The 14,752-nt window shown below is 74.8% G+C and carries 8 protein-coding genes; 6 read left to right on the top strand and 2 right to left on the bottom strand.

Annotated features, from left to right (window positions below; genetic code table 11):
* Positions 1–1,032: a 3-oxoacyl-ACP synthase III gene (locus J1M40_RS00150; RefSeq protein ID WP_036314104.1), complete on the bottom strand. Its 1,032-nt coding sequence runs from the start codon at positions 1,030–1,032 to the stop codon at positions 1–3.
* A 270-nt stretch (positions 1,033–1,302) separates the two neighbouring features.
* Here J1M40_RS00150 and J1M40_RS00145 point away from each other — a divergent pair, with 270 nt between their 5' ends.
* From J1M40_RS00145 to cydC, 3 genes are read left to right on the top strand one after another with little or no spacing between them, the layout of a single operon-like run.
* Complete coding sequence (locus tag J1M40_RS00145) at positions 1,303–2,877, top strand: cytochrome ubiquinol oxidase subunit I (RefSeq protein WP_070709091.1); 1,575 nt, start codon at positions 1,303–1,305, stop codon at positions 2,875–2,877.
* Positions 2,878–2,904: 27 nt separating this feature from the next.
* On the top strand, positions 2,905–3,927 hold the full coding sequence (cydB, locus tag J1M40_RS00140; RefSeq protein ID WP_036314110.1) for a cytochrome d ubiquinol oxidase subunit II: 1,023 nt from the start codon (positions 2,905–2,907) through the stop codon (positions 3,925–3,927).
* Positions 3,924–7,439: a thiol reductant ABC exporter subunit CydC gene (gene cydC, locus J1M40_RS00135; protein ID WP_101965993.1), complete on the top strand. Its 3,516-nt coding sequence runs from the start codon at positions 3,924–3,926 to the stop codon at positions 7,437–7,439. The genes cydB and cydC overlap by 4 nt, the downstream gene beginning before the upstream one ends.
* 10 nt (positions 7,440–7,449) lie before the next feature.
* Here cydC and J1M40_RS00130 read toward each other — a convergent pair whose 3' ends face one another.
* Positions 7,450–10,056 (bottom strand): DNA topoisomerase (ATP-hydrolyzing) subunit A, encoded by a 2,607-nt coding sequence (locus J1M40_RS00130; protein ID WP_036336994.1) that lies wholly within the window; start codon positions 10,054–10,056, stop codon positions 7,450–7,452.
* 48 nt (positions 10,057–10,104) lie between these two features.
* Here J1M40_RS00130 and J1M40_RS00125 point away from each other — a divergent pair, with 48 nt between their 5' ends.
* The 3 genes from J1M40_RS00125 to J1M40_RS00115 are packed head-to-tail and all read left to right on the top strand — an operon-like array spanning position 10,105 to position 14,738.
* Positions 10,105–12,834, top strand: coding sequence for a GNAT family N-acetyltransferase (locus tag J1M40_RS00125; protein ID WP_206450313.1), 2,730 nt, complete (start codon positions 10,105–10,107; stop codon positions 12,832–12,834).
* A 57-nt stretch (positions 12,835–12,891) separates the two neighbouring features.
* Positions 12,892–13,560, top strand: coding sequence for a DUF5998 family protein (locus J1M40_RS00120; protein WP_036382843.1), 669 nt, complete (start codon positions 12,892–12,894; stop codon positions 13,558–13,560).
* Entirely contained in the window at positions 13,557–14,738 is a 1,182-nt protein-coding gene (locus J1M40_RS00115; RefSeq protein WP_043279609.1) for an alkaline phosphatase family protein, read from the top strand. The genes J1M40_RS00120 and J1M40_RS00115 overlap by 4 nt, the downstream gene beginning before the upstream one ends.
* Positions 14,739–14,752: the final 14 nt, after the last annotated feature.

Genomic DNA, 14,752 nt, shown 5'->3' with positions numbered 1-14,752 from the left:
TCACCATTCGATCTCGAGCATCGCGGTGTTCAGGCCCGAGCCCACGCCCAGGCAGACCACCGTGTCCCCGTCCTCCAGGGCGTCCATCTCCCGCACGAGGGTGATGGGCAGCGACGCCGGGCCGACGTTGCCCAGCGTGGGGAACGTCGTCGGGATGCGCGCCGGGTCCAGGTGGGCGGACTCCGCGATCGCGTCGGTGTGCATCTGCGAGACCTGGTGGGTGATGAACCGGTCGGCCTGCGGCCACGCCCACTCCGCCGGGACGTCGTGCCACGCGTCCATCACGAGCTCGAGACCGTCCTTGAGCAGGGCGGTGGAGTCGGTGTACATGCCGTGGTGGTCGCCCACGCACAGGCCGTGGTGGTCGGTGCCGGCGCGGGTGATCCCGCGGACGATCCGATGGGCGTCCGGGTGGTCCTCGATGCGGCCGACGACGGCGGCGGCGGCCCCGGAGCCCAACGTCAGGGACGCGAACTGCTCCATGAAGTTGCCGCGGTGCGTGGTCTCGGCGTGCAGGTTGGCCACGGTGGCGGCCTGCACCTTCGAGGCGTCCTCGGCGGCGACCACGACCGCGTAGTCGATCTGGCCGGCGTCCACCAGGGTGGAGGCGAGCATGAGGCCGTTGACGAACCCGAGGCACGCGTTCGTGATGTCGAAGTTGGTCGCCGAGGTGGGCAGCCCCATGAGGTGGTGGATCCGCACGGCCACGGAGGGCTCGAGCGTGGCCCGGGTCACCGACGTGTTCACGAGCAGGCCCACCCGCTCCCGCGGGACGCCGGCCTGCTCCAGGGCCGCGACGCCGGCGCGCGCGGCGGCCTCCTGGAAGTCCTCGGTCTCGTCCCAGTTCCGTCGGCTGCGCACACCGGCCACCCGCTCCAGGAGGGAGCCGGGCAGGCGCAGGCGGGTGAGCACCTCCGCCAGCTGGTCGTCGAGGTCCTGCGAGGTGACTTCGACGGGGGCCTCCACCTCGGTGACCGCCAGGAGGGCGGCGCGGGAGTACTCGTAGCTGGCGTTGCCGGACACGTTCGTCACCAGGACCAATCTGCGGGGGTCGGGGAGGGGGCGCTCACCTGCGGTGAGACGACAGCCCACTGTATCGGAGGGGTCGGGCGGGGCGCCCGTCGGAGGCCTCGATCGGCCCGAGGCGAACAGGGTCGCCTCGGCCGGGACAGTCCGCGGACACGGTCAGGGCGTCGTCGGCCCGGCGCCGTCCGGCGATGTCACGACGTCCGACGGACTAGGGTGGTGGTATCCAGCGACCGCGTTGTCGCGGTCGAACGCCTGTCTCAGGAGCGCAGCCTCGTGGATCCCCTCGAACTCGCACGGTGGCAGTTCGGCATCACCACCGTCTACCACTTCCTCATGGTCCCGCTGACCATCGGACTCGGCCTCGTCGTCGCCGTCCTGCAGACCCTCTGGGTCGCCACGGGCAAGGACCACTACCTGCGGATGACGAAGTTCTGGGGAAAGCTGTTCCTGATCAACTTCATCATGGGCGTGGCCACCGGGCTGGTGCAGGAGTTCCAGTTCGGCATGGCCTGGTCGGAGTACTCCCGGTTCGTCGGGGACGTCTTCGGGGCGCCGCTGGCCCTCGAGGCGCTCATCGCGTTCTTCCTGGAATCGGTGTTCCTGGGCATCTGGATCTTCGGCTGGGACCGGATCCCGCGCAGACTCCACCTGGCCGCCCTGTGGTGCGCGGTGCTGGGGATCAACCTCTCGGCCTACTTCATCATGGTGGCCAACGGCTTCATGCAGCACCCGGTGGGCTATGAGGTCGTCGACGGCCGCCCGGTGCTCAACGACCTCGGCGCCGTGCTGACCAACCCGATCGTCCTCACCCACTACCCGCACACCATCTTCGGTTCCTGGGCCGTGGCCGGCGGCTTCCTCGTGGGGATCGCCTGGTACCACCTGTGGAAGCGCCGCCGGGACGGCATCGACGTCGTGGACGAGGCGGGCCTGGTCGTCGTCGGCGACGCCGGCACCGCCGCCCGGGACCGCACCGACCACCGCGTCTGGCTCACCTCGCTGCGCGCCGGGGCGGCCGTCGCCCTGATCGGCTTCGTCGGCACCGCATTCTCCGGCCATGCCCAGGCCCAGCAGATGATCCACTTCCAGCCCACCAAGATGGCCGCCGCGGAGGCCGCCTGCCACGACGGCACCGCGTTCTCCGTGCTCACCCTCGGCGATGTGCGCTCGGGTGGAGCGACCACCTGCGAGGACGTCCAGGGCGTGATCGAGGTGCCGGGCCTGCTCTCCTACCTCGCGTACGAGGACTTCACCACGCCGGTGCGCGGCATCAACACCCTGCTGCCGGAGTTCGAGCAGAAGTACGGCACGCACCTGCCCGACTCCGAGCTCTACGGCGACCGCGCCGGCAGCGAGATCTCCTATCTGCCGCTGATGGAGGTCACCTACTGGGGATTCCGGCTCATGATCCTCTTCGGCGGACTCGGCGCGCTCGCGGCACTGGGCGCGCTGTGGTTCTCCCGCCGCGGCACCGTCCCGGCCTCCCGTGGCTGGATGCGCCTGGCCGTGGCCTCGATCGGGGCGCCGTTCGCGGCGAACATGACCGGCTGGGTGTTCACCGAGATGGGCCGGCAGCCGTTCGTGGTGTACCCGAACCCGGCGATGGGCGTGGATCAGGTGTACATGTTCACCGCCGCGGCCGTCTCGCCCGGGGTCACGGGTGAAGAGGTCCTCGTGTCCCTGATCGTCCTGGTCGGGATCTACGCGGTGCTGCTGGGCGTCGAGGTCTTCCTGCTGACCCGGTTCGTCCGCGGCGGCGTCCCGGCCGCCATGCCGGAGCTCACCGCCGCCGAGCACTCCGATGAACAGAAGCGCGACCGCGACGACGTGCTCGCGTTCGCCTACTGACCCGCTCGCAGAGAGGACAGCACGACCATGGCTGAGGTCCTTCCCGTCTACTGGTACGTCATCATCGCCGTGCTCTGGCTCGGCTACCTGGCCCTCGAGGGCTTCGACCTCGGGGTCGGCATGCTCGTGCGCTTCTGGGCGCGGGACGAGCCACGGCGCCGGGTGCTGCTGAACATCATCGGCCCCGTCTGGGAGGGCAACGAGGTGTGGCTGATCACCGCCGTCGGAGCGATGTTCGCGGCCTTCCCGTTCTGGTACGCGGCGGTGTTCTCCACCCTGTACCTGCCGATGCTCGTGATGCTGTTCGGTCTGATCCTGCGGGCGGTGTCCATCGAGTACCGCGGCAAGGCCGCCACCGACGCCGGCCGGGAGATCTGGACCTGGACCCTGGGCATCGGCTCGTTCCTGGCGGCCTTCATGGCCGGCGTGCTGCTCGTGCTGACGACGACCGGCCTGCCGCTGGACGCCAACGGGGACCGGGTGGGCGGCCCCTTCGTGTGGGTGACCGGCCCGGCGCTGCTCGGTGGTCTGGCCGTGGTCGGTTTCTCCCTGGCGCAGGCGTGGGCGTTCATCGGCCTGAAGACCGACGGCGCCCCCCGCCGGTCGGCCGCCCGCTTCCTGTCCACGTGGACCCCGCTGGCCGTGCTGCCGCTGCTGGTCTGGGCAGGGCTCGTGGTGGCCCGCGGCGACCGCCCGTGGACCTGGGCGCTGCTGGTGCTGGCCGTCGTGGCGGTGGCCGCGTCGGTGGTGGCCGCCCGGGCCGGCCGCGAGGGCCTGGCCTTCACGTCCCTGACGCTGGTTCTGGTGCTGGCGTGGACGGCGATCATGGTCACCCAGTACCCGGTCGTGCTGCCCTCTACGGTGGACCCGCAGTTCAGCCTCACCGCTCAGCTGGCCTCCTCCGGCCCGTACACCCTGGGCCTGATGGCCGTGATCTCCCTGATCTTCGTGCCCATCGTGCTGGCCTACACGGGGTGGTCCTACTGGATGTTCCGCCGCCGTCTGGCCGACACCCACATCCCGGAGGCCCACCTGGTGGAGCCGCTGTGAGCCCCAGCCGCCCCGCCGCCCCGGCCGTCGAGCGCTCCGCCTCGGCGGCCGGGCCGCCTCCGGGCCCGACCCGTCGGGCCCGGCCCCCGATGACCCCGGCCGCACTTCGGGCCCTGCCGGCCCTGCTGGCCCTCGCCGTGCTGCGTGCGCTCGGCTGGATCCTGCTCGCCGAATCCCTGGCCCGGCTGATCACCGGCCTGGCGATGACCCTGGACCCCGAGGACTCCGCCCGGCTGCTCGACCTGCTGTTCCACCCGCCGGCCCCCGTGGGCCCTGTGCCCGCCGCGCAGACCCTGAGCGGCCCCGTGCTGCTCGGGGCGGCCGGGGTGGCCCTGCGTGCCCTGGCGGAGGCGGGGCAGCGCGTGGTGGGCCGCCGCGCCGCGCTGGGGGCCCAGCAGCAGGTGCGGGCCGCCGTCGTCGCCCAACGACTGGCCGCCGCCGACGGCGGACGCCCCCGTTCCGGCGCCGATGCCGTCCTGGTCACCCACGGCCTCAAGAGCCTGGACGACCACTACACCGAAGCCCTGCCCGCGCTGGCCGCCACCGCCGTGGTCCCGGCGGCCCTGGGCGTGTGGATCCTCACCCACGACCTCGTCTCCGCCGTGGTGGCCGCCATCACCCTGCCCCTGGTTCCCCTGTTCATGATCCTGGTGGGCCGCCACACCCAGGAGCGCATCGATGCCGCCCAGGACGGGCTCGACCGGCTGGCCGGGCACCTGCTGGAGCTCGCCCGCGGCCTGCCGGTGCTCGTCGGACTCCACCGGGCCGGCGTCCAGCGCCGCGCTCTGCAGGAGGTCTCCCAGCGGCACCACGCGGCCACGATGGTCACGCTGCGCACCGCATTCCTCTCCGGTCTCGCCCTCGAGCTGATCGCCTCCCTGTCCGTGGCCGTCATGGCGGTGTTCATCGGACTGCGCCTGGTGAACGGGCAGATGGCGCTTCTCGACGGCCTGGTGGTCCTCATCCTCGCCGCCGAGCTCTACCTGCCGCTGCGGGAGGTCGGCGCGGCCTTCCACGCCTCCGAGGACGGCCGCGAGGCCGAGTCCCGCGCCCGGGCCGCGGCCGACGCCCCCGTCCCGGCCCCCGTGCTCGACACGCTCGGGCCGGCCTCCGGGCCGGACCGGGACGGCGGCGTCGTGATTCGGGACCTGAGCGTTCGGCTGGCCGGACGGCAGGTGCTCGGGGGGCTCGACCTCAGCGCGCTCCCGGGTCGCCTGACCGCGCTGGCCGGGCCCTCCGGCACCGGCAAGTCCACCGTCCTGCGTCTGCTGGCCGGCCTGCTGCGCCAGGACGCCGCCGAGGCCACCGGCCGGGTCGCCGGAGTCGACACGGAACGCACCCTCTGGATCGGGCAGCACCCCGTGCTGACCGAGCGCACGGTCGCCGGCGAACTGGACCTGGCCGCCGGGGGTGCGCTGCCCGGTCCCGTTCGCTCCGCCGTGCTGGCCGCCGTGGCGCTCGAGGGTCTCCAGGAGCGGGACCCGGCCGATCTGAGTCCGGGGGAGTGCCGGCGGGTCGCGGTCGCCCGCCTCCTGGCCCGCCTGCACGCCGCGGACGGGACCGGCCCGTGGCTCGTACTCCTGGACGAGCCCACCGCCCACCTGGACGGCGCCGTCGCCGCCGTCGTCGTCGAGACCCTCGCGGCCTTGCCCTCCGGTGCGGTGCCCGGGCTGAGCACGCCGCAGTGCACCGTGCTGGCCGCCTCCCACGATCCCACCCTGCTGACGGCCGCCGACGCCATCGTCCGGCTGGCCCCCGGCGCCGGTCCGACCGCCGGATCCCCGGCCACGGCTATGCCGGTCGCCGCCGCCCAGGGGCGTGCGCGGCCGGAGCCGGTCACCCCGCGACAGGTCTCGCTGCGGGCCGGACTGCGGCTGCTGCCGTGGCGGCAACCGAAGCTCTGGGCCGGCATCGGCTGGGCCGCCGGGACCCACGTGTCCGCGGCACTGCTGGCGGCACTGTCCGGCTGGCTGATCGTCACCGCCTCGACGCGGCCGCCGGTGCTCTACCTGCTGGCCGTGATCGTGCTGGTGCGCGGGTTCGGCCTGTCCCGGGCCGTGTTCCGCTACCTGGACCGGCTGACCACCCACGACGCCGTGTTCGGCTGGGCCACGGAGCTGCGGCTGCGCCTGTGGGACGCGCTGGGCCGTCAACCCCGGCTGTGGGGGCGGGTGGGCCGGACCGACGGCGCCCTGTCCCTGTTGGTCTCGGACGTGGACGCCTTTCGGGACGCGGTGCCCCGGGTGCTCGTGCCTGCCCCGGCGGCCCTGCTCGCCTGGCTGGCCACCGCCGCCCTGACCTGGGCGTTGGCCCCGGAGCTGGCGGTCGTGGCCCTGGTGCCCGGGGCGGTCGCCCTGGTGGTGATCCCCGCGCTGGTCGCCGTCCTGGACCGCCGCCAGACCGCGGCCCAGGTGCGAGGGCAGGGCGCGCTCGTCGACCGTGTGGCCGCCGTGCTGAACGCGGCCGGGGACCTGCGCGGGCTGGGGCTGACCGAGCCTGCGCTGAGGGGACTGGCGGTGCTGGACGACCGGCTGCAGCGTCCCCGCCGTCGGGCCGCGTGGGCCGCCGGCGGGGGCCGGGCGCTGGCGGTCGCGGCCTCCGGGGGGATCGCGGTGGCCGCGGCGGCCGCGGCGGCCCACACCGGCACCTCAGCGCCGGTCGCGGCCCTGGTGGTGCTGCTCGCACTCTCCTGGGCCGAGCCCTATGGGGCGCTGGCCGCCGCCGCCCAGCACTGGGGCACCCTGGCGGATCGGGCGCGGGCGACCGGCGAGCTGCTCGGCCCGGAGGAGGGCGGAGCTGCCGCGGCGCCGCCTGAGCCGGCGGAGGCCGCAGAGCCGGAGGCACGGGTGTGCCGCCTGCGCCTGGTCGAGGCCGCCTTCGCCCACCCCGGTGCGCCGCCGCTGTGGACCGACCTGGAGCTCGACCTGGCCCCCGGGGACGTCGCCGTCGTCACCGGGCCCTCCGGATCCGGGAAGTCGACCCTGCTGGCCGTGCTGCTGGGCTTCCTGCCCCTGACCGCCGGCCGGTACACGCTCGAGACCGTGCCCCCGACGCCCCAGCCGGACCCGGTCCGCCCGGACGCGACGGCGCTGGCCCGGGTCGCCTGGACCCCGCAGGACGCCCTGATCTTCGACTCCACGGCGCGCGGCAACCTCGCCCTGGCCCGCGGCGTCGCGGACGCCCCGTCCGACGCAGAGCTCACCGCCGCGCTCGAGCTGGTGGGACTGGGTCCGTGGCTGGCCGCGGCACCGCAGGGCCTGGACACGCGCGTCGGCCCTGGCGGGCAGCGGCTCTCGGGCGGGCAGCGTCAACGCCTGGCCGTGGCCCGGGCTCTCGTGGCCCGCGCCGATGTCGTGCTGCTGGACGAGCCGACCGCACACGTGGACGCCGACGAGGCACGCGCCCTCATCACGGATCTGCGCCGGGCTCTGGCAGACAGGATCGTCGTGATCGTCACCCATGACGGCAGGCTGCTCGAGGACGGTGACGTCCCTGTGCGGGTCGGTTGCTGAGGCCCCCTGATCAGTCCGCGGACACGGCCACGGCGTCGTCCTCGGCGGGCGGGGCCGAGACGAGGTCGGGGGAGGCGCCGGCACCGACGGCCTCGATGCGCTGGTCCACGGGCACGCCCGAGCCGTCCCGACGCCCGTACTCGATCGGCAGCGCGCGGGCCACCCCGGCCCGCGAGGCCGCGAGCGCGGGCGCAGCGCCGATCCAGCCGAGCTCGAGGCCGCTCTCGCCCTTGAGCAGCCGGTGGGCGCGCACGCCGCCGGTGCCGCGGCCCTTGGCCGGATACTCCCCGAGCGGCGTGACCTTGACGGAGCCCGGGGCGGAGCCGAGCACGTCCGCCTCGCCGTCCGTCACGGTCACCACGACGGCGGGCCGTGGGTGGGCGGCGGCGTCCGCACCGGTCTCGGTGAGGGAGGCGGCGGGGGCCACCCCGAACGCGAGCACCGTGTCCCCGGCGGCCAGCCGGATGCCCGCGACACCGCCGCCGGCCGGGCCCTGGGGGCGCACGGCGGAGGCGGCGTAGCGCAGCAGCTGGCCGGTGCGGGTGAGGAAGACGAGCTGGTCGGCCTCGTCCGGGGCGGGGGCGGCGCCGACCACCGCATCGCCGTCCTTCAGGGCGACGGCGTCGACGACCTGGCGGTTCAGGGGCCATTCCGGCCGGACGCGCTTGACGACCCCGTGGGCGGTGCCCAGCGCCAGGACGGCGTCCAGGGGGACCAGGGCCACGAGCGTCTCGCCCTTGGCCAGGGGCACCAGCTCCGCGGCGGGGACGGCCGCGGTCATCGCGGGGGCCGCGGACGGCTCGCCGGCCACCGGCAGGTCGACCGCCTGGAGGCGGTGCAGCGCGCCGGCGGAGGTGAGGGCCCCGATCTCACCGCGGGCCGTCGTCGGGACCACGGAGGCGAAGGCGTCGTGCTTGCGGCGCCGGCCCTGCGGGGCGATCGGCGTGCGGTCCGCGGTGCGCAGCAGGCGTCCGGAGGTGGAGAGCAGGGCCCAGCACGCCGTGTCCGGGACCATCAGGTCCGCCCCGGCCTCCGCGGCGCCGGCGGGGGTGGGCCCGGACGGTGCGGGCCCGGCGGCGGGGGCCGCGGCGGTCTCGGCCTCGAGCAGGACCGTGCGCCGGTCGTCGCCGTGCTCGTCGGCGACGGCCTGCAGCTCGGCCGAGACCACCTCACGCAGCCGCGCGTCGGAGGCGAGGATCGCCTCGAGCTCGGCGATCGCGGCCTGCAGCTCGTCGCGCTCGGCCTCCAGCTCGATGCGGGAGAATCTCGTCAGCTGGCGCAGCCGCAGCTCCAGGATGTGGTCGGCCTGCACCTGGGTGAGGTCGAAGACGCCCATGAGGCGGGTGCGCGCGGCCGTGGTGTCGTCCGAGGAACGGATGATCTCGATGACCTCGTCGATGTCCACGAGCGCCAGCAGCAGGCCCTCGACGAGGTGGAGGCGGTCGCGGTGCTTGCCGAGGCGGTGCCCGGTGCGGCGCCGCACCACGTCCAGACGGTGGTCCACGTAGACCCGCAGCAGGGGCAGCAGGCCCAGGGTCTGCGGCTGGCCGTCGACGAGCGCGACGTTGTTGATCCCGAACGTCTCCTCGAGCGGGGTGTGCCGGTACAGGGCGGCCAGCACGGCCTGGGGGTTGAACCCGGACTTGAGCTCGATCTGCAGGCGCAGCCCGTTCTTGCGGTCCGTCAGGTCCACGACGTCGGCGATGCCGCTGAGCTTCTTCGCGTCGACGCCGGCCTTGATCCGCTCGATGACCTTCTCGGGGCCCACGCCGTACGGCAGCTCGGTGACGACCAGGCCGGTGCGCCGCGCGGAGACCTGCTCCACGGCGACGGCGGCCCGCATGCGGAACGTGCCGCGGCCGGTCGCGTAGGCGTCGCGGACGCCGTCGAGCCCCACGATCCGGCCGCCCGAGGGGAGGTCGGGGCCGGGGATGTGGGCCATGATCGCCTCGAGGTCCGCCTCGGGGTCCGCGAGCAGGTGGCGCGCGCCCGCCACGACCTCGCGCAGGTTGTGCGGGGCCATGTTCGTGGCCATGCCGACGGCGATGCCGGTGGTGCCGTTGACGAGCAGGTTGGGGTAGGCGGCGGGCAGCACGGCCGGCTGCTGGAGCTGGTTGTCGTAGTTGGGGACGAAGTCCACGGTGCCCTCGTCGAGGTCCGCGGTGAGCGCCAGGGCGGCCGGGGCCATGCGGGCCTCCGTGTAGCGCGGGGCCGCGGGGCCGTCGTCGAGCGAGCCGAAGTTGCCGTGCCCGTCCACCACGGGCAGGCGCAGGGAGAACGGCTGGGCGAGGCGGACCATCGCGTCGTAGATCGCGGCGTCGCCGTGGGGGTGCAGCTTGCCCATCACCTCGCCCACCACACGGGCGGACTTCACGTGGCCGCGGTCCGGGCGCAGGCCCATGCGGGACATCATGTAGAGGATGCGCCGCTGCACCGGCTTGAGGCCGTCGCGCGCGTCCGGCAGGGCGCGCGAGTAGATCACCGAGTAGGCGTACTCGAGGAAGGACGCCTCCATCTCCTCGGAGACGTCGACGTCGACGATGTTCTCCTGCTCCAGCGGCAGCGGGCGCGGGGCGTCCTGCTCGGCGGGGCGGGAACGGGATGAACGGGCCATCATGGTGGTCGGGGAGTCCTCACGGCGTCGGGGATTGTCTACAGTGATCCTATGGGTGAGACCGAAGCCGTCCGCGGATATCCCTCCCACTGGGAGGCCGATGTGGTGCTCCGTGACGGTGCGACGGCCCACCTGCGGCCCATCTCGCCCGAGGACGCCGCCGAGCTGCAGCGCATGCACGCCGGGCAGTCCGAGAACTCCATCTACCTGCGCTACTTCACGTACAAGTCCGAGCTGAGCGCCAAGGACCTGGACCGGTTCACCCACGTGGACCACCGGGACCGGGTGGCGTTCGTGATCACCCGCGGCGGCCGACTGCTCGGCGTGGGCCGCTACGACCGCTACGGGGACTCCGACGCCGCGGAGGTCGCCTTCAACATCTCCGACGCCGCGCAGGGCCGCGGACTGGGCTCCATCCTCATGGAGCACCTCGCCGTGGCCGCCCGCGAGAACGGCATCCGCCGCTTCACCGCCGAGGTCCTGCCCGAGAACCGCAAGATGCTCTCGGTGTTCCAGGAGTCCGGCTTCGAGGTGACTCGCCGCTTCGAGGACGGCGTCGTGGCCGTCGAGTTCCCCATCGACCCCACCGCCCGGTGGCGCGCCGTCGTCGAGTCCCGCGAGCACCGCGCCGAGTCCCGCAGCGTCGCCGAGCTGGTCGAGCCCGCGTCCGTGGCCGTCGTCGGCGCCTCCCGCGATCCGCAGGCCGTCGGCTCGCTCGTGCTGCGCCACGTCCTCGAGGCGGGCTTCACGGGAGCCGTCCACGCCGTGAACCGCGCCGCCGAGGACGTCCAGGGCCTCACCGCCCACCGCTCCCTGGCCGACATCGGCGAGCCGGTCGACCTCGTCGTCGTCGCTGTGCCCGCCGACGAGGTCGAGGCCCTCATCCCCGAGGCCGCCGCGGCCGGGGCCCAGGGCCTCGTGGTCCTCACCTCGGGCTACGCCGACGCCGGCGCCGAGGGGCTCGAGGCCCAGCGCCGCCTGGTCTCCCTCGCCCGCGCCCACGGCATGCGCGTGATCGGCCCGGCCTCGGCCGGCCTGGTCCGCACCGACCCCGCGATCCGCCTCAACGCCTCCCCGTCCCCGGGCCTGGCCCAGCGCGGCCCCGTCGGGCTGTTCAGCCAGTCCGGCGCCGTCGGCGCCATGGTCTCCGCCGGCGTCAAGCGCCGCGGGGTGGGGATCTCCACCTCGATCAGCGCCGGCAACCGTGCGGACGTCTCGGGCAACGACGCCATGCAGTTCTTCGAGGCGGACCCCCACACCGCCGCCGTCGGTGTGTACCTCGAGTCGTTCGGCAACCCACGCAAGTTCTCCCGCATCGCCCGGCGGCTCTCCCGCACCAAGCCCGTCGTGGTGGTCCGCTCCGACGTCACCGGGCGCTTCCTGCCCCCGGGCCACGAGACCCGCACCACCCAGGCCCCCGAGGGCACCGTGGACTCGATGCTCGACCAGACCGGCGTGCTCGAGGCCCACACGCACGAGGCCATGCTCGACATCCTCATGGCCGTGGCCAGCCAGCCGCTGCCCACGGGCCACCGCGTCGTCCTCGTGGCCGACTCCCTCGCCCTGGACCGGCTGGGCCGCGACGCCGCGGCCGAGGCCGGGCTGGAGGTCACGGCCACCGTCGGCCTCGTCGGCAGCGAGCAGGGCATCGCCCCGCCCGCCGAGACGCTGGTCTCCGCCGTCCGGGACGCCGTCCGCCACGAGCAGGCCGACGCCGTCGTGGTGCTGGCCCGCCTCGGCCTGCACCAGGCGGACGACGAGCCGGAGCGACTGGCCCACGCCCTCGCCGACGCGACCCGGGACGCCCGCATCCCCGTGCTCGGCTGCCTGACCGACGTCGTCTCCCCGCGCTACCGCGGGGCCACGCTCGGCGCCGCCGGTCCCGTCGACGACGACGCCGAGCCCGGCTCCCTGCAGCCCGGTCTGCCCTTCTACCCGTCGCCGCAGCAGGCCATGACCGTGCTCGGCGCGCTCGCGGACTACGTCCACTGGCGCCGCCAGGAGGTCGGCGAGCCGCTCGAGCCGACCGGCCTGCACCCGCACGAGGCCGAGGAGCTCGTGGAGGCGGCCGCCGCGCGTGCCGAGGGCACCGAACTCGTCCGGCTCTCCGACGAGGAGACCGAGACGCTGCTGGGCCAATACGGGATCACCGTGCTGCCCTCGGCCCGGTTCGAGACCGCCGACGAGGCCGTGGCGGCCGCCGAGCGGCTCGGCTTCCCCGTGGCGCTCAAGGCCGTGGACCCCCACCTGCGGCACCGACTCGACCTGGGCGGCGTCCGCCTGAACGTGGTGGACGCCGACTCCCTGCGCCGCAACGTCGAGCACATGCGCCGTCTGCTCGCGCCGTTCGGCGTGCGCGAGCTCGAGGTCCAGGCCATGGCCCCCGCCGGCCAGGCCTGCATGCTCACGGCGCTCGAGGACCCGCTGCTGGGCCCCGTGGTCTCCTTCGGCATCGCCGGCGACGCCACGGACCTGCTGGGGGACTGGGTGCACCGCGTGCCCCCGCTCACGGACCGGGACGTGGCCCGCATGGTCCGCGCCCCCCGCGCCGCCGTGAAGCTGCGCGGCACCGGCGGGGTGCCCTCCGTCAACCTCGCCGCGCTGGAGGACCTCGTGGGCCGCGTCAGCGTCCTCAAGGACGACCTGCCGCAGGTCGCCCGCCTGCGCTTCGCGCCCGTGCTGGCCGCCCCCGAGGGCGTGACGGTGCTGCAGGCCGAGGTGCACGTCGCCAACGCGGCCCGCCGCACCGACTCGGCCCGGCGCGCGCTGCGCGGCCGCTGACCGGGCCGTCCACAGCGGGCCCGGACGGCCCGGCACCGGACCCGTAGCATGGGGGACATGAGCCCGTTCCGCAGGAGTCACGAGCCCGGCCGTCCCGACCACCGCCCCGACGCCCCCGAGGCCGAGGGCCGGCAGCGCGAGGCCCGCACCCTGGACGGCAGCGGCGGCCTCGACGCCTCGCTCGTCCGCGCCGGCTTCTACCCGGACCTCGTGGCGCACGCCATCGCCGTCGAGCTCGAAGGCCGCACCCCGGACGCGCACCTCGTCCACGTGGACACGCACTTCGACTACGAGGAGATCCACCGGCACATCACGGCCCTCGTGCTCGCCGGGGACACCCTGCTGGCCGTCCACCTCGACGACCACGCCGCCGACCCGGCCGGCCAGGCGGTCCTCGCCCAGGTCTCCACCGAGATGGTCCCGGTCCGCGCCCTCGGCTCCGTGGTCCTGACCACCGGCCACGCCGACCCCGCCCGCTTCCGGCCGTCCGACCCCGTGGCCGAGATGACCCTCGGGCTGATGTGGGCCGGAGGCCAGCGACTGGACCTGCAGCCCGCCGGCTGCGCCGACCCCCAGTGCGACCTCGACCACGGCTACACCGGCACCGCCACCCGCGAGGACCTCGTGATCCGCGTCGCCGCCGACGCCGACGGGCAGGGGGCCGTCGACGGCGCCCTGGCCTTCGCCCGGGCCCTGCGCCGCGCCCACCTGGCGGCCACCACGTGACGGGGCCCGCCCTCCCCGCGGGCGTGGTCCCCGCCGACCGTGCCCTGCGCTCCGTCCTGACCTCCGCCGCGGCCGCCCTCGGTGTCCCGGGCTGTGAGAACGCGCTCGCGGTCCCGGCGGGCCGCCGCGTGGTCGTCGCCCTGGTGGACGGCCTCGGACGGTCCCTGCTGAAGCGCTTCGGCGGCCACGCCCCCACGCTGCGCTCGGCGATGGCCGACGGCGGCCGCGTCCTCGAGGTGGCCGTGCCCACCACGACGGCCGCCTCCCTCACGAGCCTGGGCACCGGGCTGGACGTCGGGGAGCACGGCGTGGCCGGCTACGACGTGCTCGACCCGGACCGGGACGTGGTGATCAATCAGCTGGGCGGCTGGGACGAGGCCACCGACCCGGTGGGGTGGCAGCCGAAGCCCACCGTGTTCGAGCGCGCCGCCGCGGCCGGCGTGGACGCCGTCACGGTCTCGCTGCCCGCCTTCGAGCGTTCGGCCCTGACACGGGCGGGGCTGCGTGGCGGCCGGTTCGTGGCCGGTCGCACCCTGATCGCCCGCGCCCAGGCCGCCGAACGCGTGATGAAGGACGCGCGCGTGCCCACGCTCGTCTACTTCTACGTCAACGAGCTGGACAAGGCCGGCCACCGGGACGGCGTGGGCTCGGAACGGTGGCTGCACGCCCTCGAGGAGATCGACGCGGCGGTGCGGCGCCTGGTGGACCGCGTGCCCGCCGGGACGGTGGTGCTCGCCACCGGCGACCACGGCATGGTCGACGTGCCGCCGTCGCGCCGCGTGGACTACGCCGCCCTGGACGAGGCCGGGGAGCTCGCCGACCCCGCGCTGCTCGAGGGGATCGCGCACACCGCGGGGGAGCCCCGCCTCGTGCAGCTGCACTTCCGGTCCGACGCGGGTCCGGACGTGCGCGCGAGGGTGCGGCGCACCTGGGCCGAGCGCTACGGGGCGCACGCGTGGGTGCTCACGCGGGACGAGGCCGTCGACGCCGGCTGGTTCGGCGCCGTCGTCGAGGACCGGGTCCGTGCCCGCATCGGGGATCTGCTCGTCGCCGTGCACGGGGATCTGGCCCTCTACGACGGCCGGCGGGTGCCCCCGCACGCCTTCGAGATGGTGGGCCAGCACGGCGCGCCCACGCGCGCCGAGCGGGAGGTCCCGCTGCTCACCTGGCACCGCTGAGCCCGCCCCGCGGC

It is taken from the genome of Micrococcus sp. KRD026 (assembly GCF_017168445.1).
GTDB classification, from domain to species: domain Bacteria; phylum Actinomycetota; class Actinomycetes; order Actinomycetales; family Micrococcaceae; genus Micrococcus; species Micrococcus luteus.
The sequence above is the reverse complement of the archived record's forward strand: the minus strand, read 5'-3'. Positions and strand labels throughout refer to the sequence as shown.

Bases quoted from the DNA above. Each gene is read 5' to 3' on its own strand.
- cydB (WP_036314110.1), top strand. From the start codon at position 2,905: ATGGCTGAGGTCCTTCCCGTCTACTGGTACGTCATCATCGCCGTGCTC.
- J1M40_RS00120 (WP_036382843.1), top strand. From the start codon at position 12,892: ATGAGCCCGTTCCGCAGGAGTCACGAGCCCGGCCGTCCCGACCACCGC.
- J1M40_RS00125 (WP_206450313.1), top strand. From the start codon at position 10,105: ATGGGTGAGACCGAAGCCGTCCGCGGATATCCCTCCCACTGGGAGGCC.
- J1M40_RS00130 (WP_036336994.1), bottom strand. From the start codon at position 10,056: ATGATGGCCCGTTCATCCCGTTCCCGCCCCGCCGAGCAGGACGCCCCG.